The organism is Kitasatospora sp. NPDC017646 (genome assembly GCF_044329365.1).
GTDB lineage: Bacteria > Actinomycetota > Actinomycetes > Streptomycetales > Streptomycetaceae > Kitasatospora.
Genome location: NZ_JBIRJC010000022.1, coordinates 49,381 through 71,840, shown reverse-complemented (window position 1 = coordinate 71,840; position 22,460 = coordinate 49,381). Strand labels below are relative to the sequence as shown.

The 22,460-nt window shown below is 73.6% G+C and carries 26 protein-coding genes and 1 pseudogene; 12 read left to right on the top strand and 15 right to left on the bottom strand.

All coding sequences use genetic code 11. The features are described 5' to 3' along the window. Positions 1-22: 22 nt before the first annotated feature. Together ACH4J0_RS28785 and ACH4J0_RS28780 are read left to right on the top strand one after the other, a co-directional pair. Positions 23-571 (top strand): DUF1003 domain-containing protein, encoded by a 549-nt coding sequence (locus ACH4J0_RS28785; protein WP_396243572.1) that lies wholly within the window; start codon positions 23-25, stop codon positions 569-571. A 56-nt stretch (positions 572-627) separates the two neighbouring features. Beyond that, complete coding sequence (locus ACH4J0_RS28780) at positions 628-1,788, top strand: Mrp/NBP35 family ATP-binding protein (protein ID WP_270144365.1); 1,161 nt, start codon at positions 628-630, stop codon at positions 1,786-1,788. Between the two features lie 61 nt (positions 1,789-1,849). On the opposite strand, the gene ACH4J0_RS28775 is transcribed toward ACH4J0_RS28780, so the two are convergent. The 4 genes from ACH4J0_RS28775 to sigE form a co-directional block, all read right to left on the bottom strand. Then, positions 1,850-2,524, bottom strand: a complete 675-nt coding sequence (locus tag ACH4J0_RS28775; protein WP_396243531.1) for a hypothetical protein — start codon at positions 2,522-2,524, stop codon at positions 1,850-1,852. 210 nt (positions 2,525-2,734) lie between these two features. Continuing rightward, complete coding sequence (locus ACH4J0_RS28770) at positions 2,735-3,169, bottom strand: sec-independent translocase (RefSeq protein WP_396243530.1); 435 nt, start codon at positions 3,167-3,169, stop codon at positions 2,735-2,737. 156 nt (positions 3,170-3,325) lie between these two features. Next, positions 3,326-4,339, bottom strand: coding sequence for an anti-sigma factor family protein (locus tag ACH4J0_RS28765; protein WP_396243529.1), 1,014 nt, complete (start codon positions 4,337-4,339; stop codon positions 3,326-3,328). Then, positions 4,336-5,064 (bottom strand): RNA polymerase sigma factor SigE, encoded by a 729-nt coding sequence (gene sigE / locus ACH4J0_RS28760; RefSeq protein ID WP_396243528.1) that lies wholly within the window; start codon positions 5,062-5,064, stop codon positions 4,336-4,338. The genes ACH4J0_RS28765 and sigE overlap by 4 nt, the downstream gene beginning before the upstream one ends. A gap of 288 nt (positions 5,065-5,352) precedes the next feature. Here sigE and ACH4J0_RS28755 point away from each other — a divergent pair, with 288 nt between their 5' ends. Beyond that, positions 5,353-5,985 carry an O-methyltransferase gene (locus ACH4J0_RS28755; protein WP_207809516.1) on the top strand — a complete coding sequence of 211 codons (633 nt, stop codon included), beginning with the start codon at positions 5,353-5,355 and terminating at the stop codon, positions 5,983-5,985. Positions 5,986-6,106: 121 nt separating this feature from the next. On the opposite strand, the gene ACH4J0_RS28750 is transcribed toward ACH4J0_RS28755, so the two are convergent. Then, positions 6,107-6,274 carry a DUF3117 domain-containing protein gene (locus tag ACH4J0_RS28750; protein ID WP_070043274.1) on the bottom strand — a complete coding sequence of 56 codons (168 nt, stop codon included), beginning with the start codon at positions 6,272-6,274 and terminating at the stop codon, positions 6,107-6,109. Between the two features lie 296 nt (positions 6,275-6,570). On the opposite strand from ACH4J0_RS28750, the gene ACH4J0_RS28745 reads away from it, so the two are divergent. Then, entirely contained in the window at positions 6,571-7,371 is an 801-nt protein-coding gene (locus ACH4J0_RS28745; protein WP_396243527.1) for an enoyl-CoA hydratase/isomerase family protein, read from the top strand. Positions 7,372-7,374: 3 nt separating this feature from the next. On the opposite strand, the gene ACH4J0_RS28740 is transcribed toward ACH4J0_RS28745, so the two are convergent. Both ACH4J0_RS28740 and ACH4J0_RS28735 read right to left on the bottom strand, forming a co-directional pair. After that, entirely contained in the window at positions 7,375-7,989 is a 615-nt protein-coding gene (locus ACH4J0_RS28740) for a DNA-3-methyladenine glycosylase I (protein WP_396243526.1), read from the bottom strand. Next, positions 7,986-8,414 carry a DivIVA domain-containing protein gene (locus ACH4J0_RS28735; RefSeq protein WP_396243525.1) on the bottom strand — a complete coding sequence of 143 codons (429 nt, stop codon included), beginning with the start codon at positions 8,412-8,414 and terminating at the stop codon, positions 7,986-7,988. The genes ACH4J0_RS28740 and ACH4J0_RS28735 overlap by 4 nt, the downstream gene beginning before the upstream one ends. Positions 8,415-8,594: 180 nt before the next feature. On the opposite strand from ACH4J0_RS28735, the gene folP reads away from it, so the two are divergent. Then, complete coding sequence (gene folP / locus ACH4J0_RS28730) at positions 8,595-9,407, top strand: dihydropteroate synthase (protein ID WP_396243571.1); 813 nt, start codon at positions 8,595-8,597, stop codon at positions 9,405-9,407. Between the two features lie 61 nt (positions 9,408-9,468). Here the strand turns inward: folP and ACH4J0_RS28725 are convergent, their stop codons facing one another. Then, positions 9,469-10,278, bottom strand: coding sequence for a TIGR00730 family Rossman fold protein (locus ACH4J0_RS28725; protein WP_396243524.1), 810 nt, complete (start codon positions 10,276-10,278; stop codon positions 9,469-9,471). Positions 10,279-10,402: 124 nt separating this feature from the next. Further along, a complete protein-coding gene (gene dapE / locus ACH4J0_RS28720; protein WP_396243523.1) occupies positions 10,403-11,479 on the bottom strand; it encodes a succinyl-diaminopimelate desuccinylase in 1,077 nt (358 codons plus the stop codon). Positions 11,480-11,609: 130 nt separating this feature from the next. On the opposite strand from dapE, the gene ACH4J0_RS28715 reads away from it, so the two are divergent. Beyond that, positions 11,610-12,692, top strand: coding sequence for a hypothetical protein (locus tag ACH4J0_RS28715; protein WP_396243522.1), 1,083 nt, complete (start codon positions 11,610-11,612; stop codon positions 12,690-12,692). Positions 12,693-12,999: 307 nt separating this feature from the next. Then, a complete protein-coding gene (locus ACH4J0_RS28710; RefSeq protein WP_396243521.1) occupies positions 13,000-13,797 on the top strand; it encodes a hypothetical protein in 798 nt (265 codons plus the stop codon). 58 nt (positions 13,798-13,855) lie between these two features. Here ACH4J0_RS28710 and dapC read toward each other — a convergent pair whose 3' ends face one another. Both dapC and fdxA read right to left on the bottom strand, forming a co-directional pair. Beyond that, complete coding sequence (gene dapC / locus ACH4J0_RS28705; protein ID WP_396243519.1) at positions 13,856-15,004, bottom strand: succinyldiaminopimelate transaminase; 1,149 nt, start codon at positions 15,002-15,004, stop codon at positions 13,856-13,858. Positions 15,005-15,024: 20 nt separating this feature from the next. Beyond that, complete coding sequence (fdxA, locus tag ACH4J0_RS28700; RefSeq protein ID WP_030287402.1) at positions 15,025-15,351, bottom strand: ferredoxin; 327 nt, start codon at positions 15,349-15,351, stop codon at positions 15,025-15,027. A gap of 133 nt (positions 15,352-15,484) precedes the next feature. Here fdxA and ACH4J0_RS28695 point away from each other — a divergent pair, with 133 nt between their 5' ends. Then, complete coding sequence (locus ACH4J0_RS28695) at positions 15,485-16,495, top strand: GNAT family N-acetyltransferase (protein WP_396243518.1); 1,011 nt, start codon at positions 15,485-15,487, stop codon at positions 16,493-16,495. A gap of 31 nt (positions 16,496-16,526) precedes the next feature. Next, positions 16,527-17,435, top strand: coding sequence for a transglutaminase family protein (locus ACH4J0_RS28690; RefSeq protein WP_396243516.1), 909 nt, complete (start codon positions 16,527-16,529; stop codon positions 17,433-17,435). 10 nt (positions 17,436-17,445) lie between these two features. Here the strand turns inward: ACH4J0_RS28690 and ACH4J0_RS28685 are convergent, their stop codons facing one another. Next, positions 17,446-18,075 carry a response regulator gene (locus tag ACH4J0_RS28685; protein WP_396243515.1) on the bottom strand — a complete coding sequence of 210 codons (630 nt, stop codon included), beginning with the start codon at positions 18,073-18,075 and terminating at the stop codon, positions 17,446-17,448. Here ACH4J0_RS28685 and ACH4J0_RS28680 point away from each other — a divergent pair. From ACH4J0_RS28680 to ACH4J0_RS28670, 3 genes and pseudogenes are all read left to right on the top strand, one after another. Beyond that, a pseudogene (locus tag ACH4J0_RS28680) lies at positions 17,972-18,313 on the top strand (MerR family transcriptional regulator); the annotation flags it as partial. The gene ACH4J0_RS28685 and the pseudogene ACH4J0_RS28680 overlap by 104 nt on opposite strands. A 163-nt stretch (positions 18,314-18,476) precedes the next feature. Beyond that, on the top strand, positions 18,477-18,839 hold the full coding sequence (locus ACH4J0_RS28675; RefSeq protein ID WP_396243573.1) for a hypothetical protein: 363 nt from the start codon (positions 18,477-18,479) through the stop codon (positions 18,837-18,839). Further along, entirely contained in the window at positions 18,833-19,321 is a 489-nt protein-coding gene (locus ACH4J0_RS28670) for a GNAT family N-acetyltransferase (protein ID WP_396243570.1), read from the top strand. The genes ACH4J0_RS28675 and ACH4J0_RS28670 overlap by 7 nt, the downstream gene beginning before the upstream one ends. A 4-nt stretch (positions 19,322-19,325) precedes the next feature. Here ACH4J0_RS28670 and ACH4J0_RS28665 read toward each other — a convergent pair whose 3' ends face one another. The 3 genes from ACH4J0_RS28665 to ACH4J0_RS28655 are packed head-to-tail and all read right to left on the bottom strand — an operon-like array spanning position 19,326 to position 22,284. Continuing rightward, complete coding sequence (locus ACH4J0_RS28665) at positions 19,326-20,582, bottom strand: sensor histidine kinase (RefSeq protein ID WP_396243514.1); 1,257 nt, start codon at positions 20,580-20,582, stop codon at positions 19,326-19,328. Between the two features lie 8 nt (positions 20,583-20,590). Next, entirely contained in the window at positions 20,591-21,313 is a 723-nt protein-coding gene (locus ACH4J0_RS28660) for an ABC transporter permease (RefSeq protein WP_396243513.1), read from the bottom strand. Further along, entirely contained in the window at positions 21,310-22,284 is a 975-nt protein-coding gene (locus ACH4J0_RS28655; protein ID WP_396243512.1) for an ABC transporter ATP-binding protein, read from the bottom strand. The genes ACH4J0_RS28660 and ACH4J0_RS28655 overlap by 4 nt, the downstream gene beginning before the upstream one ends. Positions 22,285-22,460: the final 176 nt, after the last annotated feature.

Genomic DNA, 22,460 nt, shown 5'->3' with positions numbered 1-22,460 from the left:
GGAGCTGCGCCAGCTGCGCGAACTGCGCACCCGTGAGGGCGGCGGCCGGGACCGGCTGGAGACCTCCCCGATCACCGGCTCCAACCGCATCCGGCTCGACCAGCCGCGCACCGCCCGCCCCGGCCTGCTCACCCTGCCCTCCTACGACCCCGAGGCCTTCGGCGTGCTGTCGGAGCGGATCGCCCGCTTCCTCGGCACCGGGCGCTTCATCGTCTGGATGACGGTGTTCGTCGTGGTCTGGATAGGGTGGAACACCCTGCTGCCGCCCGGCGTGCGCTTCGACGAGTACCCGTTCATCTTCCTGACCCTGGCGCTGTCGCTGCAGGCCTCGTACGCGGCGCCGCTGATCCTGCTGGCGCAGAACCGCCAGGACAACCGGGACCGGGTCAACATGGAGCAGGACCGGGCCCGAAGCGACCGCAACATCGCCGACACCGAGTACCTCGCCCGCGAGGTCGCGGCCCTGCGGCACGGGCTCGGCGAGGTGGCCACCCGCGACTTCATCCGCTCGGAGCTGCAGTCGCTGCTCAAGGAGATCGACGAACGGCGGGACGCCGCCGGGTCCTTGTGACCGGCGGCACGCTACCGACCGGTTAAGCGGATCGCCCGGCGCCGTACCATCAAGACATGGCCAACGAGACAGAGGTCGCGGCCGGCGTCACGGAGGACTCCGTACGCCAGGCGCTGGCGACCGTCAACGACCCGGAGATCAACCGTCCGATCACCGAGATCGGCATGGTGAAATCGGTCGAGATCGCCGAGGACGGCGCGGTGCGCGTCGCGGTCTACCTGACCGTCTCCGGCTGTCCGATGCGCGACACCATCGTCACCCGGGTCCGCGAGGCGGTCGGCAGGGTCGCCGGTGTGACCGGCGTCGAGGTCGAACTCGACGTGATGAGCGACGAGCAGCGCAAGGAACTCTCCCAGCTGCTGCGCGGCGGCGCCCCCGAGCGGGAGATCCCGTTCGCCAAGCCAGGCACGCTGACCCGGGTCTACGCCGTCGCCTCCGGCAAGGGCGGGGTCGGCAAGTCCTCGGTGACGGTCAACCTGGCCGCCGCGATGGCCGCGGACGGGCTGAAGGTCGCCGTCGTGGACGCCGACATCTACGGCCACAGCGTGCCCCGCATGCTGGGCGTCGAGGGCCGGCCGACCCAGGTCCAGGACATGATCATGCCGCCGCAGGCGAACGGCGTGAAGGTCATCTCGATCGGCATGTTCACCCCGGGCAACGCCCCGGTCGTCTGGCGCGGCCCGATGCTGCACCGCGCGCTCCAGCAGTTCCTCGCCGACGTGTGGTGGGGCGACCTGGACGTGCTGCTGCTGGACCTGCCGCCCGGCACCGGCGACATCGCGATCTCGGTGGCGCAGCTGGTCCCCAACGCGGAGATCCTGATCGTCACCACCCCGCAGATGGCCGCCGCCGAGGTGGCCGAGCGGGCCGGCACCATCGCGGTGCAGACCCACCAGAAGATCGTCGGCGTGATCGAGAACATGTCCGGCATGCCGTGCCCGCACTGCGACGAGATGATCGACGTGTTCGGCACCGGCGGCGGTCAGACCGTCGCGGACGCGCTCACCCGCACCGTCGGCGCGACCGTGCCGGTGCTCGGCTCGATCCCGATCGACGTCCGGCTGCGCGAGGGCGGCGACGACGGCCGCCCGGTCGTGCTCGCCGCGCCGGACTCCCCGGCCGGTGCCGCCCTGCGCGCCGTGGCCGGCAAGCTCGGCGGCCGCCAGCGCGGGCTGTCGGGCATGTCGCTCGGGCTGACGCCCAAGAACAAGTTCTGACCGGACGTCCCCTCGGGGCCGGGTGGTACCGACCACCCGGCCCCCGGCGTTTGCGCGGCCGCTACGGCCGGGCGTAGGAGACCAGGTCCGGGACGGTGGAGAAGCCGATGCCGTAGGCGCTGACGCCCCGGCCGAAGGCGCCGAGCAGCACCCCGGGGGCCTCGCCCGCGAGCACCCAGCCGTACTCGGACTCGCGGTAGCGGAAGGTCTGCGGCAGGCCGTTGACCGGCAGGCTCAGGGTGGACCAGCCGGGACCGGCCAGGTCGTCGGCGAGGTCCCACGCGAGGGTGCTCTGCTGGTCCAGCCAGTCCTGGCGCAGCGTCCGGTCCAGCTGGCCGGGCCAGGTCGCGGCGAGCAGCCCGGAGCCGGCCAGCCAGGCGGCGGAGGAGGCGGAGGTCGCCTCCAGCGTGCCGGTGTTGTCGGCGCTGCGGCGGCTGTCCCGGCGGGCGACGGTGACCACGACGGCGAACTTCCGGACGTCGCGCGGCTCGTACTGCCTGGCCGGCTCGTCGCCGTGGCCGAGGGTGCCGTAGTCGACGCCGGCCGCTCCGGCGCGGTGGCCTCCGGCTCCGGCCTGCATCAGGAAGCGGCGGCCGGTCCAGCCCTCGTCCAGGCCGTACCAGGGGAAGTCGGCGGACAGGTAGGGCAGCAGCGGGTCCGCCGGGCCGGCCTGCCCGCCGACCACCGGGCCGCCGGCCGTGGCCGTCGCCCCTCCCGCCTGACTCGTCGCGTCCATCCCCGGGCCTCCTCAAACGCACGTGTGCCTGCCGTGGCGCGCTCCCATGGTGGCGTACCTCGGCGTCCCCGGGGGCCGTTCCTGGTCCGCGCGGACGCGGATGTGACGGACGGCTCAGCGGGAACAATCAGCACAATAGCGGCGCGCACGCCGCCGCCCCGCTCAGCCGGGCGGCCGGGCGGGGCGGCGGCGGGTCCGCGCCCGGTGGGCTCAGGTGGCGTCGGGGTCGAACGGGGGCCGCTCGCCGGGCTGCAGGGGGGCTCCGGCGGAGGCGGGCGCCGGGGCGGCCTTCTCGAAACTCACGCTGCCCGCCCGGCCGTTCACCGGCGCCGCGGGCTTGTCGTCCAGGACGGAGCGGATGTCGAGCGACTCCTTCATGTCCTTCAGGCCCAGCGGGTCCTGGTCGTCGCCCATCAGCTGCTTGCGGACGAAGGTCTTCGGGTTGAGGTCCTCGAACTCGAAGTCCTTGAACTCCGGGCCCAGCTCGCTGCGGATGTCCTCCTTCGCGCTGTCGGCGAAGGAACGGATCTTCCGGATGAAGCCCATGGTGTCCTGGATCAGCTTCGGCAGCTTGTCCGGGCCGAAGATGATGATCGCCATCACGATCAGGGTCAGGATCTCCAGCCCACCTACATCGCTGAACAACCTTTGCTCCCTAGCTCGTCGGACGACGGTCCCTACAGGGTAATGGCCACCGGCGAGTCCCTGGTCCACAGCGGGATGAAGCCGTGGTAAAGACCAGCCGGTGGCGGGGCAAGGGCGGTGCGCCAGGGCCTGTCCGGCGGATCCTGCCGGACGGCCCTAGCGGATCTGCTGGCGCAGGGCGGCGATGTTGCCCGGGAAGCGCTCCGGGGACGTGGACGGGTTCGCGTCGCGGTTCGCGGCCACCGGGCGGCCCGGGAAGTCCACCGGGACCTGCGCGGTCATCGGGACCAGGCCGGTGCGGCCGCTGGTGCCGCTGCCGCCGACCGGGCTGACCGAGGTGCCGTGCTGCTCGTCGCCCTGGGTGAGCCCGCCGACGCCGCCGAGGGTCACCGCGGCGACCGAGAACGCGCCCGCGGCGGCGAACACCAGCCGGCGTCCGCGGGCCGCCGGGGGGCGGACGGCGGCCACGGCGGGCTGCGGCCGGGCAGCGGCCTCGGGACGGGCGGTGCGCCGCCCCATCAGCGGCCGCAGCACCGAGCCGCGGCCGAAGGCGCGCGGGTCGATCCCGGGCACCGGGGTGCCGGCGCCGAGCGCGCCCGCGCCGAAGGAGGCGCCGGCGCCGCGGCCGAAGGAGCCGCCGGTGAGCCGACTGCCGCCGAAGGTGCCGGTGGCGGGGCCCCCGCCACCGGGCAGGTCGTCGTCGTCGCGTCCGCGCCCGCGCGGCCAGTCGCCGTCCGCCGGGGCGTCCTCCGGCAGGCTGCCGACGGCCATCAGCCGGGCCATCAGCGCGGAGGAGGGGCCGGGGGTGTCGGTGCGGGTCAGCAGGTGCTTGACCGACCGGCCCTCGTCGGCCTCGGCCTTGCACTGCGGGCAGGTCGCCAGGTGGGCCAGCACCCGCTCGCGGGAGTCGTGGCCGAGTTCGCCGTCCAGGAAGGAGGACAGCCGGTCGCCGAGGTGGTGTTCCTCGGCCGCGGGTTCGGCGGGCCGTACGGGCACCGCGCGCATCGTCGTGTCGGCGGGCAGCGGGGCGGCGGGCAGCAGGGGGTCACCGGGTTCGTCACCCGCCGGATCCCCGGCGCCGCGGCGGCCCGGCAGGGCCCAGCCCCGCCAGGCCGAGGACCGTTCGGACGCATCCGAACGGTCCGGACCGGACCGGCTGGTTCCGCTCACGATCGCCTCCGTCCGCGCCCGCCCGGTGCGGCCGCGGCCTCGGCGACGGCGCCGACCGGCACCGGCTCCTCCGAGCCGCCGCGGCGCTCGCGGCCCGGCATCGAGCCGGGGGCGCGGTGCTTGAGCGCGGCGCGCAGGTGGGAGCGGCCGCGGTGGATGCGGCTGCGGACGGTACCGAGCTTGACGCCCAGCGTGGCGGCGATCTCCTCGTAGGACAGGCCCTCGATGTCGCAGAGCACCACGGCGGCGCGGAACTCCGGGGCGAGGGTGTCCAGGGCCTGCTGCACGTCGGCGTCGAAGTGGGTGTCGCTGAAGTGCTGGGCCGGGCTGGGCTCACGGGAGGCGAGCCGCTCGGCCGCGTCCTCGCCGAGCGCGTCGAAGCGGATGCGCTGGCGGCGGCGGACCATGTCCAGGAACAGGTTGGTGGTGATCCGGTGCAGCCAGCCCTCGAACGTGCCGGGGGTGTAGGTGGACAGCGAACGGAACACCCGGACGAAGACCTCCTGAGTGAGGTCCTCGGCGTCGTGCTGGTTGCCCGTCAGACGGTAGGCGAGGCGGTAGACGCGGGCGCTGTGGGCCTCGACGATCTCCTCCCACGTGGGAGGGGTCCAGGTCTGCGCGTCGGGACCTTCGGCGAAGGTCGCGAGGACAGGGGCCTCGGTGGTACCGGCGGCCGACGTCTCGGCGGCGGGCTGGTCCAGGTCGGAGTGCGCAGGCTGGTTCATCACGGGCTTCGGCGTACGGGCCGACGCGGTGCCGCGGAAGTGCCGCCGCACAGGGACGTCGCCCTCGGCCACACCTCCTCGGTCGGCTCTTCTGCCCAGCAGGGCCACCACCATATCCACCTCACCCGTCAAGCCCGGATAAAAGTGCCCGGGAGGTCTTGTGCGCCCGGTCGTCAGTGACAACGGCCCGCCGCCGTACGCGGTTCCCGCCCGGCCAGTAATCTGTGGCAGGAAATATCGACATCCCCCCGCGCCGGGCCTCCACCCGGGGCTCCGAAAGAGGCAGCCATCAGCGAGTTCGGGCCCGCGCGCGCGGCCCTCGCCGACACCTACGTGGGCGAGGACGCGGTGCTGACCTACGCCCGGGCGCAGTCCGCGCGCACCGGCATACGGGCCATCGGGCCGAGCGGCGGGGCGTGCCTGCGGCTGCTGGCCGCGGCGCTGGACGCCAAGGCAGTGGCCGAGATCGGCACCGGCACCGGGGTGTCCGGGGTCTACCTGCTGCGCGGGATGCGGCCGGACGGCGTGCTCACCACGGTGGACTCGGAGCCGGTGCGCCAGCAACTGGCCCGCGAGGCCTACCAGGCGGCCGGGTTCGCGGCCAACCGCTCGCGGTTCATACCGGGCCGGGCCCTGGAGGTGCTCCCCCGGCTCGCCGACGGCCAGTACGACCTGGTGTTCTGCGACGGGGACCCGGCCGAGTCGCGCGAGTACCTGCTGGAGTCGCTGCGGCTGCTGCGGCCGGGCGGGATGGTCTGCTTCGAGGGGGTCTTCCAGGAGGGCCGCCTCGCCGAGCCGGAGCTGCAGGACCCGCAGACCGGCGCCGTGCGGGACCTGGTCCGGGACGTGCGGGAGAGCGAGGCGCTGCTGCCCGCACTGCTGCCGGTCTCGGACGGGCTGCTCTGCGCCGTCAAGCGCTAGGGGCGACCCCCGGGACCACGTGCCCGCGCGCCCTCCGGGAGAACGCGCGGGCCCGGGCCGACATGACGTCGTGCCCGGGCCCGGCGGTACGTCTCCAGGAGACGACGAGCACCCGCTGCGGTCAGCCGGTGACCTCCATCAGGGCATCGCCCAGGGCTTTGGCCTCGTCAGGCGTGAGCTCCACCACGAGGCGTCCGCCGCCTTCGAGCGGAACGCGCATGATGATGCCCCGCCCCTCTTTGGTGACTTCGAGCGGGCCGTCACCCGTCCGCGGCTTCATGGCCGCCATGCTCGTTCCCCTTCCTGCAACCGCTCAGCTACGCACCGGCAGTCCGTCCACCGCCGGTATCGAACGCATTGATCGGAAGCCATTATCCCGCATGCCACGGCCTGATGACCAACATCACTCTCGGTGCAACCACGGCCGGACCGGCCGCAACCACCGCAATTGGCGTCATAAGCCCCGGCGTGGCGGCGCTTGCGGAACGGCCGGAAGGTGCGATAGCTCACACTCCCCAGCCCGGCCCGTGCTCCGGCATCCTGGCACCACCACCCACGCGACGATCACCGAGGGAGCCCTCGCCCATGTCGGATTCCGTGCTGTACGAGCTGGACGGCGGCCTGGCCGTCATCACCATCAACCGCCCGGAGGCGATGAACGCCCTGGACGTCGCCACCAAGGTGGCGCTGCGCGACACCGTGACCGAGGCCGCCGGGGACCCTGCCGTGCGGGCGGTGCTGCTGACCGGCGCGGGCGAGCGGGCCTTCTGCGTCGGGCAGGACCTCAACGAGCACCTGGCGCTGCTGAAGAGGTTCGAGGAGACCGGCGAGGGCGCGCTGCGGACCGTCGCCGAGCACTACAACCCGCTGACCCGCGCGCTGGCCGGGATGCGCAAGCCGACCGTCGCCGCGGTCGGCGGGGTGGCGGCCGGGGCGGGCGCCTCGCTCGCCTTCGCCTGCGACTTCCGGATCCTGTCCGACCGGGCCGGCTTCAACACCGCCTTCGCCGGGATCGGCCTGACCGCCGACTCCGGCGCGTCCTGGACGCTGCCCCGGCTGGTCGGGCACGCCAAGGCCACCGAGCTGCTGATGCTGCCCCGGACGGTCAAGGCCGCCGAGGCGATGGAGCTCGGCCTGGCCACCAAGGTCGTGCCGGCCGACGAACTCGCCGCCACCGCAAGGGTGTTCGCCCGCGAGCTGGCCGAGGGCCCGACGGTGGCCTACGGCGCCGTCAAGGAGTCGCTGGCGTACGGCACTTCGCACTCGCTGGACGAACTGCTCGACAAGGAGGACGAGCTGCAGACCATGGCCGGGGAGAGCGAGGACCACCTGATCGCGGTGCGCGCGTTCATCGCCAAGGAGAAGCCGAAGTACCTCGGGCGCTGACGCCTACCGTTTCCGGCCGCCGGTGCGGACGTGACCGCCGGTGCGGACGTGGCAGTCCGCCAGGTGGTCGTCGACCAGGCCGCAGGCCTGCATCAGGGCGTAGGCGGTGGTCGGGCCGACGAAGCGGAAGCCCTCCTTCTTCAGCGCCTTCGCCAGCGCCGTCGACTCGGGGGTGACGGCCGGCACCTCGCCCAGCGTGCGGGGGGCCGGCCGGTCCGGGTCGGCGGCGAACCGCCAGATCAGCGCGTCCAGTCCGCCGTCCAGGTCGCGGGCGACCCGGGCGTTGGCGATCGCCGCCTCGATCTTGGCCCGGTTGCGGATGATGCCGGTGTCGGCGAGCAGCCGGTCCTTGTCGGCCTCGCCGAACTCGGCGACCTTGCCGATCTCGAAGCCGGCGAACGCGGCCCGGAAGCCCTCCCGGCGGCGCAGGATGGTCAGCCAGGACAGGCCGGACTGGAAGGCCTCCAGGCAGACCCGCTCGAACAGCGCGTCGTCGCCGTGCACCGGGCGGCCCCACTCGGTGTCGTGGTAGACGCGGTAGTCGTCGGTGGAGTCGCCCCAGCCGCAGCGGCGCAGGCCGTCCGCGCCGAGGACGGCGCCGTGGGAGGCCTCGGTCACTGGTCCTTCACCGGCTTCGCGTCCTCGGGGGCCGGCTTCTTGACGAGCGCGACGGCGGGCTCGACCACCTGGGCGAAGGACTCCAGACCGGGCAGCGGTTCGGCGGCCGGGTCGGGGGCGGTGGTGGCCTCGACCGCGCCGCGCAGGTGGGCGTCGGCCTCCAGTTCGGCGATCCGCGAGTCGCGGTAGGCGAGTTCGGCGCCGAGGCGGTCCAGGACGTCGTCCACCTCGTCCATCCGGTAGCCGCGCACGGCCATCGGCAGGCGCAGGTCGTCGACGTCCGTCTTGTTCAGCGGGCGGTCCCGCGGCAGCCGCGCGGCGATGCGGTCCGGCACCGCCTCCGGCATCGAGCCGCCCCCGCCGAGCGCCACCAGCGCGGCGCCGCCGACCACCACGGCCATGGCGACCACGATCACCCAGAACACGAGCTGTCCTCCCGAACTCCCGGTCGGCCTCCTCCGAGGTGCCAGGGAACCGGGCTGATCATGACAGCATGGTCCCTAGTGAGGCCGGGGGCCATCATCGCACCCGTAGGAGCCGAGGAGGAGACATCGGTGGCACTGCGCCTGGGACCGCGCGAATTCGGTGACGACGAGCTGGTGATCATGGCGATCGTGAACCGGACTCCGGACTCGTTCTTCGACAAGGGCGCGACCTTCGCCGACGAGGCCGCGTTCGCCGCCGCCGACCGCGCGATGGCCGAGGGCGCGGCGATCCTGGACATCGGCGGGGTGAAGGCCGGCCCGGGCGACGAGGTCACGGTCGAGGAGGAGCTGCGGCGCACCGTGCCCTTCGTGGCCGAGCTGCGCAAGCGCCACCCCGACGCGGTGATCAGCGTCGACACCTGGCGGCACGAGGTCGGCGACGCCGTCTGCGAGGTGGGCGCGGACCTGCTGAACGACGCCTGGGGCGGGGTGGACCCCAAGCTCGCCGAGGTGGCCGCCCGCCACGACGCCGGGCTGGTCTGCACCCACGCGGGCGGTGCCGAGCCGCGCACCCGGCCGCACCGGGTCGGCTACGAGGACGTGATGGCGGACATCCTGCGCGTCACCGTGGGACTCGCCGAGCGGGCGGTGGAGCTGGGCGTCCGCCGGGACTCGGTGATCATCGACCCGGGGCACGACTTCGGCAAGAACACCCGGCACTCGCTGGAGGCCACCCGGCGGCTGCCGGAGATGACCGCGACCGGCTTCCCGGTGCTGGTCTCGCTCTCCAACAAGGACTTCGTCGGCGAGACCCTGGACCGGCCGTTGAACGAGCGGCTGCTCGGCACCCTGGCCACCACCGCGGTCTCGGCCTGGCTGGGCGCCCAGGTGTACCGGGTGCACCAGGTCGAGGAGACCCGCCAGGTGCTGGACATGGTCGCCTCGATCCGGGGCACCCGCCCCCCGGCGGTCGCCCGCCGGGGGCTGGCGTAGGGATCTCCACCGCGCTCGGCCCGCCCCGGGGCGCTCCCCGATGGCGCCCGGCCCGCCCGCGCTAGATCTCGTTCACGGGCCGACGGGCTTCGGCGAGGATCTTCAGCACCTCGTCGACCTCGTCGGTGATGTGGAACAGCTCCAGGTCCTGCGGGGCCGCCTTGCCCTGCGCGACCAGGGTGTTCTTCAGCCACTCGTAGAGGCCGCCCCAGTAGGCGCTGCCGTAGAGGATCACCGGGAAGCGGGTGACCTTCTTCGTCTGCACCAGGGTGAGCGCCTCGAACAGCTCGTCCAGGGTGCCGAGCCCGCCGGGCAGGACCACGAAGCCCTGCGCGTACTTGACGAACATCGTCTTGCGGACGAAGAAGTAACGGAAGTTCAGCCCGAGGTCGACGAACTCGTTGAGGCCCTGTTCGAAGGGCAGCTCGATGCCGAGCCCGACGCTGAGGCCGCCGGCCTCCGAGGCGCCGCGGTTGGCGGCCTCCATCGCGCCCGGGCCGCCGCCGGTGATCACCGCGTAGCCGGCCTCGGCGAGGGCCCGGCCGATCGCCGTCCCGGCCTCGTACTCGGGCGAGCCGGCCGGGGTCCGGGCCGAGCCGAAGACGCTGACGGCGGGCGGGAGTTCGGCGAGGGCGCCGAAGCCCTCGACGAACTCGGAGGTGATCCGCAGCACCCGCCAGGGGTCGGTGTGCAGCCAGTCGGTGGGACCGGTGGTGTCCAGCAGTCGCTGGTCCGTGGTGCTGGTGCCGACCTGGTCCCGGCGCACCAGCACCGGGCCCTTCTGCTTCTCGGGCCAGGCCTTCTTCTTCCGCGGCACGCCGACCTGCTCGGGGCCGTGACCGTAGTGCTTGTCGTCTCCTGTGCCTGTCATGACGAAACCCTACGCCCGCCTTCCCCCGTTTTCAGGCAACGGGGGAAGGTCGGTTGGGCAACCGGAAGGTGGCGTTCGACCGCCGGCCCGACCCCCGGTTCGATCGGTCCCGACCGCTTTCGATTCAGCTGGTCAGCCAGGCGCGCAGCCGGTCCTCGGTCTCGGCGATGGCGGTCAGCGAGCAGTGCTCGTCCCGCTTGTGGGCGAAGTTCGGGTCACCGGGGCCGTAGTTGACCGCCGGGATCCCGAGCGCGCTGAACCGGGCCACGTCGGTCCAGCCGAACTTGGCGCGGGCCCGGCCGCCGGTGGCCGCCAGGAAGGCCTTCGCGGCGGGCTGGGCGAGACCGGGGAGGGCGCCGGGGGCGAAGTCGGTGACGGTCAGCTCGAAGCCGTCGAAGACCTCGCGGACGTGCTTCTCCGCCTCGGCCTCGCCGCGGTCGGGCGCGTAGCGGAAGTTGATGGTGATCACGCACTCGTCCGGGATCACGTTGCCGGCCACGCCGCCGTCGATCCGCACCGCGTTGAGGCCCTCGCGGTACTCCAGGCCGTCGATCTCCACCCGGCGGGGCTCGTACGCCGCGAGCCGGGTGAGCACCTCGGCGGCGTGGTGGATGGCGTTGTCGCCGAGCCAGCTGCGGGCCGAGTGGGCACGCACGCCGGTGAGCCGGACCTGCGCCCGCAGGGTGCCCTGGCAGCCGCCCTCGACCGTGGCCCCGCTGGGCTCCATCAGCACCGCGAAGTCGGCGGCCAGCCACTCCGGACGGTCCTTGGCGAGGTGGCCGAGGCCGTTGCGGTGGGCCTCCACCTCCTCGCAGTCGTAGAACACGTAGGTGAGGTCGCGGTTGGGCTCGGTCAGGGTGGCGGCGAGCCGCAGCGCGACGGCCACGCCGGACTTCATGTCCGAGGTGCCGCAGCCGTAGAGCAGGTCGCCCTCGACGTACGACGGCAGGTTGTCGGCGATCGGTACGGTGTCCAGGTGGCCGGCCAGCACGACGCGCTCGGCTCGACCCAGGTTCGTCCGGGCCACCACGTTGTTGCCGTAGCGGTCCACGGTCAGGTGCGGGTAGCCGCGCAGGGCGGCCTCGACGGCGTCGGCGAGCGCCTGCTCGTCGCCGCTCACCGAGGGGAAGTCGACGAGGCGGGCGGTCAGCGTGCCACCGTCGAGGGTCAGGTCCAGAGGCGTCGGGTTCGGGCTGCTCATGGCGCCAGCCTAGTCGCGTGGCCGTGTGCCCTGTGTGGTCGTGCTGTGACGCGGGACGCCCCGGGATCGGCAACCGGAGTGCGCCGTACACCCGTCCGAGTGGGTACGGTGTCGGATCAAGAAGCCGGGCATGAGAGGGGCGAGGGTGGCCAGGAGAAGGCACAGCGAGGAGCTGGGCGAGGAGCCGGGCGACGATGCGGCGCCCCGCCGCCGCGGCCCGGTGCGCGCGCTGCTGCTCGTGCTGGTCGGACTGCTCGGTCTGGCGATGGTCGCGGGCCTGGCCGTGGTCGGGATCTGGTGGTTCGGGTTCCGGCAGGGCGCCTCGGAGGAGTGCACCGTGAAGACGGCGGCCGGCAGCGGCACGCTGGAGTTGCCGCAGGCCGCCAACGCCGCGACGATCGCCGCCGTGGCGCGTTCGCGCGGGCTGCCGGACCGGGCGACCGCGATCTCGCTGGCGACCGCGATGCAGGAGTCCAAGCTGCGCAACCTCGCGGGCGGTGACCGGGACTCGATCGGCCTGTTCCAGCAGCGGCCCTCGATGGGCTGGGGCACCCCGGACCAGATCGCCGACCCGGTCTACGCGACCAACAAGTTCCTGGACGGTCTGGTGAAGGTCCCGGGCTACACCCGGATGCCGCTGACCGACGCGGCCCAGGCGGTGCAGAAGAGCGGCTACCCCCAGGCGTACGCCAAGCACGAGACCAAGGCGACGCTGCTCACCTCGGCACTGGCCGGCCGCGAGCCCGCCTCGTTCAACTGCGTGGTGCACGACTACGCCAAGCCGGACCCGGCGGACTCGCCCTCGCCGAGCGCGGGCGCCTCGGCGGTTCCGGTCGCGCTGCCGGATCGCACCCAGGTGCTGTCGGACCGGGTGCGCCGGGAGTTCGGCCGGACCGTCACCCCGGCCGTCGGCTACGCCTCGACGATAAAGGGCGCCCAGAACGCCGTCGCGCTGACCCCGGACCCGGCCACCGCCGCGCTCACCTCCTCGGCGGACTCCGGGGCCGACGCCGGGGCGAGCGCCGAGCGGACCAGCGGCTGGGAGGTGGCCCACTGGGCGGTCGCCCAGGCGCAGCAGCTGGGCATCGCGACGGTCGCCTACGACGGGAAGATCTGGCGCAAGACCGAGTCCGAGGACGGCTGGCAGACCCAGACCTCGGGGACGTCGACCAAGCTCGTCCAGGTCACCCTGGCGCCGTCCGGCAAGGGCTGACGCACAGTCGTTCGGGTTGCCGCCGGACGGGTGATTCCGGTCAACCCCGGTGGACCGGCCGCCCGTTCCGGCGAACCGGGGTGGCGAACCGTCACTTCCCTTGTCCGGAGCCGGTCGGGCGCCGTCCGACGGACCCGGGGGGGCGTCCTTGCTGCGGTCATACGATCCGATCATCGGCCAGGCACTTTCCCGCCCGGGCCGAAACCTTCTGGCTCCTCAAGCGGTAACAACGTCGTCCGCCAGGTCCCGTCCACGCCCGGATCGTCCACCCGGCGGACGGGACGGACCCAGACCCCTGAGGAGCCCCATGTCTCACCCCCTCACGCGCCGGATCGCCCAGGCCGCGCTCGTCGTGGCGGCCGGAGCGACCCCGCTGGTCGCGGCCGGCTCCGCGTCCGCCCTGGGCGGGGACGCCCTGCTTCCCAAGAGCGACCTCGCGGCGCCGCTGGGCCAGCTGACCAACACCGACACCGGTTCCACCCTGCAGCACACCACCCACCAGCTCGGCCAGGCGGCCGGCGCCACCGGTGCGGCCACCGTCGCCGCGGGCGTGCCGGCCTCCGCCGACGCCGCGGGCAACATCGTCGCTCACCAGCTCCCCGAGGCGAACGAGAAGGCCAGCTCGCTCACCGCCCCGGTCGACCAGACCGCGGCCACCACCGGCCAGCTCTCCGGCGTCACCCCGAAGGTCGCCTCAACCCTGGCCGGCAAGCTCGGCGAGGCCGTCACCGGCAAGGGCGCGGGCACCCGCAGCGCCACCGCCGACACCGTCGGCGGGCTCGCCCAGACCGGCGCGCTCACCCAGGGCCTGCCCGGCGCCGACAAGCTCTCCGGCGCCGTCCCCGGCACCAACACCGTCACCGACGCGCTGCCGACCGGCGCGGTGGACCGCGCCCTGCCGCTCGGCCCGGTCGAGCACACGCTGCCCGGCGGCCTGCCCGCCACTGACGTCCTGGGCCTCGCGGAGCACGGCTCGGCCAACCGGCTCGGCGGCGCCGACCTCGGCCCGAACAACCCGCTCTCCGGCCTGACCGGCATGCTCGGCCCGGTCGGCGGCCTGCTGCACGGCGTGAACGGCGGCAACCTCAACGGCCTGCCGCTGTAACCCTTCCGGGTGAGCCGAAGGGGCCGGCGCTCTAAGCACCGGCCCCTTCGGCCTGTCGTCAGCGCGCCGCGGTCAACCGCTCCACGGCCGCGGCGACCCGCTCGTCGGTCGCGGTGAACGCGACCCGGACGAAGCGGTCGCCGGACGGCCCGTAGAAGTCACCGGGCGCCACCAGGATGCCCAGCCCGGCCAGTTCGGCCACGGTCTCCCAGCACGGGCGGTCCTGGGTCGCCCACAGGTACAGGCTCGCCTCGGAGTGCTCGACGCGGAAACCGTACGCCTCCAGCGCCGCCCGCAGCGCCGAGCGCCGGGCCGCGTACCGCTCCCGCTGCTCGGCCACGTGGGCGTCGTCCGTCAGCGCCGCGATCGTCGCCGCCTGGACGGGCGCCGGCACGATCATGCCGCCGTGCTTGCGCAGCCCCAGCAGCTCCGCCACCACCACCGGGTCGCCCGCCACGAAGGAGGCGCGGTAGCCGGCCAGGTTGGAGCGCTTGGAGAGCGAGTGGACCGCCAGCAGGCCCTCGTGGTCGTCCCCGCAGACGTCCGGGTGCAGGACGGAGACCGGCTCGGCCTCCCAGCCCAGCTCGAAGTAGCACTCGTCGCTGACCAGCAGCACCCGGTGCTCCCGGGCCCACTCGACGGCGCGGCGCAACTCGTCCGCGCCGAGCACTCGGCCGGTCGGGTTGGACGGCGAGTTCACCCAGAGCAGGCGCACCCGGGAGCCGTCCAGCTCGTCCACCGAGTCGTACTCGACCGCCTCGGCGCCGCACAGCCGGGCGCCCACCTCGTAGGTCGGGTAGGCCAGCCGCGGGTAGGCGACCTGGTCGCCCGGGCCGAGGCCGAGCTGGGTCGGCAGCGAGGCCACCAGCTCCTTGGAGCCGACGGTCGGCAGGACGGCCCGGGGGCCGACCTCGGCGCCGCAGCGGCGGTGCAGCCAGCCGGCGATCGCCTCGCGCAGCTCCAGCGGTCCCCAGACGGTCGGGTAGCCGGGGGTGTCGGTGTGTGCGGCCAGCGCCTTCTGGATCACCTCGGGGACCGGGTCGACGGGGGTGCCGACGGAGAAGTCGCAGAGGCCGCCGGGGTGGGCGAGGGCGGTGGCCTTGTAGGGCTCCAGCTTGTCCCAGGGGAAGACGGGCAGCCGGTCGGAAACGCGGCGCGCCGCCCCCGGGTGACCCGGGAACGGCGCGCGCGTGCTGTTCGTGCTCACAGCTCAGTAGCCACCGATCGTCAGTGGTCGGCGTTCTGCGGCGGCAGCGCCGCGATGAACGGGTGGTCCCGCTCGATCAGGCCGAGCTTCGAGGCGCCACCGGGCGAACCCAGGTCGTCGAAGAACTCGACGTTCGCCTTGTAGTAGTCCTTCCACTCCTCCGGAGTGTCGTCCTCGTAGAAGATCGCCTCGACCGGGCAGACCGGCTCGCAAGCACCACAGTCGACACACTCATCCGGGTGGATGTAGAGGGAACGCTGGCCCTCGTAGATGCAGTCAACCGGGCACTCTTCGATGCACGCCTTGTCCTTCACGTCGACACAAGGCTGCGCGATGACGTAGGTCACGCTGTCGTTCCTCCTCGGAAGGGCCTGGCGGCCCGTTCTGTTCTGCTCGCGTGCGCGGTGAGCGCGGCGTCGTCGATGCCCGCCCCTAGTATCGCGGGTCGGGGACCGCAAATGCACAGGAGGTGGCCGGATCATGACCCGAGACCCGCTGGAGAGCCGTCCGGAAGTCCGGATAGATCGCTCTGACGTGGGACTTCGCGTGTCCGTGCGACGACTCTCGGAGTTCGTGGACGACCGCCCGGTGTTCCGTGATGTGATCGGCGTGCTCACATCGTGGGACGATCGAGGACTGGTGGTCGAGCCGCGCTCGGGCGGGCCGGTCGCCTTCCCGGAGAAACTGCTGGTCGCGGGCAAGGTCGTGCCGCCGTTCCCGGCCCGGCGGGCGCCGCTGCCCGCCGCCACTGCGGTCGAGCTGCAGCGGATCGCCGGGCGGGGCTGGCCGGCCGTCGAGCAGGAGCCGCTCGGCGAGTGGACCCTGCGCGCCGCGGCCGGATTCACCCGGCGGGCCAACTCCGCCCAGGCGCTCGGCGACCCGGGACTGCCGCTGCCGAGGGCGCTGGCCGCCCTGCGGGCCTGGTACGCGGCGCGCGGACTGCCCGCGTACGTCGAGGTGATCACCCCCGGCTCGCCCGAGGACCTGCGCGCCGAACTCGACCGGCTCGGCGCCGGGTACGCGCCCACCCTGGTGCGCACCGCCCCGCTGGCCGCGGTCGCCCGGGCGGGCTCCGGGCACGGGAGGGTACGGCTCTCCCGCGCGGCGGACGCCGACTGGATGTCGCTGTACCGCCGGATGAGCGCGGACCCGGCCGTGGAGGCGGCGGCCCGGCAGGTGCTGCACGGCGGCCCGTCGGTCTGGTTCGCCTCCGTGCCCGGCGCCCCCGGACAGCCCCCGCTGGCGATCGGACGCTGCGTGATCGACGGCCCGTGGGCCTGCTTCGGTGCGATCGAGGTGCAGCCGTACGCCCGGCGGGCCGGGCTGGCGACGACGGTCATGGCGGTGCTCGCCGCCCGCGCGGCGGAGGAGGGGGCGAGCGGCGCGTACCTCCAGGTCGAGGCGGAGAACGACGGTGCGATCGCGCTCTATGACGGACTCGGCTTCACGACCAGTCACACTTACCACTACGCGCTCCTTCCCCAGGAGTAGCCGCCCGACCGTTCCGCCCTGGTATGTCCGCTTGTCCGTCCGTCGTACGAAGGCCGCCGCCGTCACCGTGACCGAGCAGAGCAGAGACCGCTTCCGGACCGCCGCCCGCGCCGAGCAGCCCGACCCGGTGCTGCTCTGCCTGCTCGCCGCCGCCGAGCACGACCCCGTCCTCGACCCGGGCGATCCGGGCGAACCGCCCGGCGTGGAGACCCTGCTCGCCGCCTGCGCGGCCGCCTTCGACCGGCACGCGGCGGCCGTGCGGGTCGCCGTCGCCGAACGCTCGCCGTCCGGGCCGGAGGAGACCGCCGCCCTGCTCGCCGCGGTGCTCGGCGGGCGGGAGCGGTTCCACGGACGGCAGTCCGACTACCGGCGGCTGGAGTCCTCGCTGCTGCCCGACGTGCTGCGCCGGCGGCGCGGGCTACCGATCATGCTCTCGCTGGTGTGGATGGAGGTCGGGCGGCGCGCCGGGCTCACCGTCCACGGCATCGCGCTGCCCGGCCACTTCATCGTCGCGGTGGGCGGCCCGGCCGGCGGCGAGGAGTACGTCCTCGCCGACCCCTTCCACGGCGGGCGGCTGCTCGACCCGGCCGACGTCGAACACCTGGTCGCCGCCGCCGGACACGACTTCACCACCGCCCTGCTCACCCCGGCCCAGCCGCTGGACATCGTGCTGCGGGTGCTCGGCAACATCCGGGTCTGGGCCTCCGACCGGCCCGAGCACGCCCGCACCCAACTGTGGGCCACCGAACTCGCCCTGCTGCTCCCCCGCCACCCCGCCCAGCTCCGCCTGGAACGGGCGGAGCTCCTCGTGCGGATGGGCGACTTCCTCGGCGGCTCGGCGGAGATGGACGACTACGCGCGGATCCTCGACGCCTTCGACCCGGACACCGCCGCGAAGGTCCGCCAGGAGGCCAGGGCAGCCCGCCACCGGCTCAACTGAGGGCCGTCCGTCAGAGCCAGCCCTTCTCGCGGGCGATCCGGACCGCCTCGGTGCGGTTGCGCGCCTCGGTCTTCTGGATCGCCATCGAGAGGTAGTTGCGGACCGTCCCCTCCGACAGGTGCAGCCGCCCGGCGATGTCCGCGTTCACCGCGCCGTCCGCGGCCGCGCCCAGCACGTCCCGCTCGCGGGCGGTCAGCGGATTGGCGCCCTCGGCCAGCGCGGCCGCCGCCAGCGCCGGGTCGATCACCCGCTCTCCGCGCAGCACCCGGCGGATCGCCTCGGCCAGCTCGGAGGCGGGCGCGTCCTTCACCAGGAAGGCGTCCGCCCCGGACTCCATCGCCCGGCGCAGGTAGCCGGGACGCCCGAAGGTCGTCGCGATGACCACCCTCGTCCCGGGCGCCTGCCGGCGCAGCTCGGCGGCCGCCTCGATGCCCGTCATGCCCGGCATCTCGATGTCCAGCACGGCGACCTGCACCTCGTTCGCCAGCACCGCCGCCACCACCTCGTCCCCGCGGCCCACCTGCGCGACGACGTCGATGTCCCCCTCCAGCCCGAGCAGCGCCGCCAGCGCCTCCCGGACCATCCCCTGGTCCTCGGCGAGCAGCACACGGATCGAGCGGCTGTTCTCTGCGTTACCCATGGCCACGACCTTAGGGCCTGTCACTTCCCGCGACGGGCTTGAGTCTCCCGCCGGGGGAGACCGCACAGTGGTGCCCGTGGACGACACCAGGTACTCGATCGGCGACCTCTCCCGGCGCCCCGGACTGACGGTCAAGACCATCCGCTTCTACGTCGACACCGGCCTGGTGCCGCCCACCGGCCGCACCGCCGCCGGCTACCGCCGCTACGACGTCCACGCCCTCGCCCGGCTGGACCTCGTCCGGACCCTGCGCGACCTCGGGCTCGACCTGTCCTCGATCCGCCGGGTGCTGGAGCGCGAGGCCCCGCTGCACGAGGTCGCCGCGGCCCGAACAGGTCGAGGCCTGGGTCGAGCTGGGCGAACTCGTCCAGGACGGGGACTTCCGGGCGGCGGTGCGGAAGATGGCCGAGCACCAGGCCGCCGAACGGGCCGACGGCGACCGGGGCGGGTTGCACGTGGCCCTGACCGAGACCGTACGGACGGTGGTCGGCGCGGCCCTGGCCGACGGCACCCCACCGGCCTCCTCCGCCGCGGCCCCCGTCCTGGCCACCCTCACCGCCGCCTACGCCGAGGCCTTCCAGCGCCCCGACGACACCGCCTTGCGGCACTGGCTGCTCGCCCGTCTCGGCACCGCCGACGACCCGCGCGCCGAGCGCTACTGGCAGCTGCTGGCCGTCATCAACGGCTGGCCCGTCCAGGAGGGCCTGCGCGAGGTATTCGACTGGTTCACCGAGGCCCTGCGCGCCAGACTGGCCGGATGCTGATCCTGGAGCCGCTGCGCCCCGACCACGCCGACGCCGTGCTCGCCTTCGAACTCGCCAACCGAGCCTGGTTCGCCCGTACCGTGCCCGACCGCGGCGACGCCTACTTCACCGGGTTCGCCGCCCGCCACGCCGCGCTGCTCGCCGAACAGGCCGAGGGCGTCTGCCGGTTCCACGTCGTCCTGGACGCGGACGGCACGATGGTCGGTCGCGTCAACCTGATGGACCTGGTGGACGGCAGCGCCGAACTCGGCTACCGGATCGCCGAGTCGGCGGCCGGCCGCGGCGTCGCCAAGGCGGCCGTCGCCCGGGTCCGCCGGCTCGCCGCCCACAGCTACGGCCTGCGGTCCCTGACCGCCGCCACCACGCTCGACAACCCCGCCTCGATGGCCGTCCTCGCCCACAACGGGTTCACCGTCACCGGGGAGTTCCTGCTGGACGGCCGCCCGGCCGTCCGCTACCACCGTGACCTGGACGGAAGTTGAGCGGCTACGGGACCTTGGACGCCCCGGACGGAGACGGTGCCGTCCGCAGGGGCACCGAGGCCCGTAGTCGGAAGCCCTTGCCCCGCTCGCCCGGGCCGGTCTCCAGCCGTCCGCCGACGAGTGCGAGGCGCTCCTCCAGCCCGGAGAGCCCGTTGCCCGGCTGGGACTTGCCCGGGCCGCGCCCGTTGTCGGTGATCTCGAGGACGGCGTTCCGCTCGCCGTCGCACTCCCAGGTCTCGTCCGCCGTGACCGTGCAGACGGTGGCGCCCTCGCCGTGCCGGACGATGTTGGTGACGGCCTCGCGCAGCGCCCAGGCCAACGCGCCCGCCTCCTCGTTGGCCAGCGACGGCCAGGCGTCCACCAGTTCCGGCGCGGCCTCCAGCCGGACCTGCGCGGCGGACAGGGCGGTCCGGGCGGCGGCGAGTTCGACCGGCAGGGTCGGGCGGCGGAAGCCGGTCACGGCCTCCCGCACGTCGATCAGCGACTGCCGGGCGACCTGCTCGATGTCGGCGACCTGCGCCCGCGCCGCCTCGTCCTTGCCGGCGTCCATGAACCGCCCCGCCAGCTCGCTCTTCAGGGTGATCAGCGAGAGCGAGTGCCCGAGCAGGTCGTGCAGGTCGCGGGCGAGCCGCAGCCGCTCCTCGGAGGCGGCCAGGTGGGCCACCGCGGCCCGGGCCTCGCGCAGCTCCTTCATGGTGGCGACCAGTCGCTGCAGGCCGGCCATCGCGACGCCGGAGAGGAAGGCGGTGAGGACGAAGGTGGAGATGTTGTCGTTCCCGGCGTGGATCACCAGACCGGTCGCCGCGGTCAGCGCGGCCATGCCGATCAGTGCGCGCAGCGCGAGGTTCGGCGGGGTGATGACCGCCAGGCACACCGAGGCGTAGATGAACATGGTCAGGAAGGCGCCGCCGAGCGCGAAGGAGGAGACCACGGCGAGCACGATCATCGTGCCGACGATCACCTGGCAGGCCCGCGGCCTCATCCCCGCCTGCGAACGGAAGATCACCAGCAGCACGTAGGAGACCACGAAGACCGCCAGGCAGGCCCAGCCGAACACCTGGCCGGCCGGGCTGTGGCCGCCGTTGACCAGGTTGCCCGCCGGGTAGGCCAGGTAGGTCATCCACAGCAGCATCCAGGCGACCTTGACCAGCATCTGGCGCCTGGTCTCCACCGGGGAGCCGGGGGCGGTCATGAACCCGGCGCGCGCCGCACCCGCCTCCGGCTGCTCGTCGGAACGGTGGGTCTGGAGCGCGTCACTCATGTCGATCATCATGCCTGCCGGGTGTCACGCCGGTACAGCGCTGCTGCGGCGGCGGCGAACAGCGCGAAGAAGGCGGCCAGACCGGCGACCGCGACCAGGTCCAGGGAGTGCCCGGGCTGGGTGAAGGTGGCCAGCTTGTTGTACAGGAACACCGGGTTGAACCGGGCGAACTTCTCCAGCGAGCCGCTCACCGGGAACCAGGTGCCGCCGAGCAGCGCCATCGCCATGTAGGTGATCATCACGATCGGCTGCACCGCGTCCGGCGCCGCCGCGTAGCCGAGCGCCACCCCGAGCGCGGCGAAGACGAAGCTGCCCAGCCACAGCGCGGCCACCAGCCCGCCCCACTGCACGGCGCTCAGCGAGACGCCCTGGACGGCGCCGACCGCGAAGACCACCAGGATCGCCGGCAGCGTGGTCACCGCGGTCGCCGCGATCTTGCCGACGGTGTACGCCCGGCCCGGCAGCGCGGTCAGCCGCAGCTGGCGCGTCCAGCCGCTCTTGCGCTCCAGCGAGATCCGCTGGGCGCTGCCGGTGAGCACCGCGCCGACCGCGCCGAAGGTGGCCATCGAGACCATGAAGTAGGTCTTCACGGGCAGGCCGCCGGCCTGGTTGCCGGAGCCGTAGGCGTTGATGAAGAAGACGTACATCAGCGCCGGGTAGAGGACGGTGAAGAACAGGTAGCGCCGGTTGCGGAGGGTCCGCAGGATCTCCAGCTTGATCAGGGTGGTCATCGCACGCTCTCCTTCGCGACGCGCTCGGCGTCGGCCTCGCGGTCCAGCTCGCCCGTGATGGTCAGGAAGGCCTGCTCCAGGCCGACGCCGGTGACCTCCAGGCCGCGCGGGTACAGGCCCGCCCGGTAGATCCCGGCCACGCTGCCGTCGGCGTCCGAAGTCCGGATCCGCACCGTCCGCACCCCCGGGACGCGGGCGGTGACGTCCAGCGACCGCACGCCCGGCAGGGCGCGCAGCACGGCCTCGTCGAACGGTACGGCGGCCGAGGACAGGTCGACGTCGTGGAGTTCGAAGGCGATCCGGCGGGCCCCGGCCCGCGCCTTGATCTCCGCGGAGCTGCCGTCGGCGATCAGCCTGCCCCGGTGCAGCACCAGGACGCGGTCGGCGATCGAGTCGGCCTCCTCCAGGTAGTGGGTGGCGAACAGGACCGTGCGCCCGGCGTCGGCCTGCGCGCGCATGCTCGCCCAGAACGCCTGCCGGACGCTGACGTCCATGCCGGTGGTGGGCTCGTCCAGCACGACCAGGTCGCTGTCGCCGGCGATCGCCAGGGCGAAGCGGACCCGCTGCTCCTGGCCGCCGGACAGCTTGTCCACCCGGCGTTCGGCGATCTCGGTGATCCCGGCGTCGGTCAGCACCCCCGTGACCGACCGACCGCGCGGGTGCACCTTGCAGGCGAGCTCGACCAGTTCGCGGACCTTGACGTCGGTCATCAGCCCGCCGCTCTGCAGCATCGCGCCGACCCGCCCGTCCGCGATCGCCGCCCGCGGGGTGCCGCCGAACAGCGTGACGCTGCCCTGGTCGGGCTCGCGCAGGCCGAGCAGCAGGTCCAGGCTGGTGGACTTCCCGGCGCCGTTCGGGCCGAGCAGGGCGACGGTCTCGCCCGGCCGCAGCACCAGGTCCAGGCCGTCCACGGCGCGCACCCGCCCGTAGCTCTTGCCAACGCCGCGGAAGGCGGCCACCTCGGTAACCATCGCCCGGCTCCTCTCCCCTGAGGGGTGTCGCGTGCGGTCCTGTCCGCACCACCTCAGAGTCCCGCGAGGGCGGGGCCGGCGGCAGTGTCGGCCGTCGTGCCTTCGGTATGACGGATGTCATGCCGGCGGCCGGCACCCGCCCGGGCCGGGGCCCGAACGGGGTGCCGGCCGCCGAC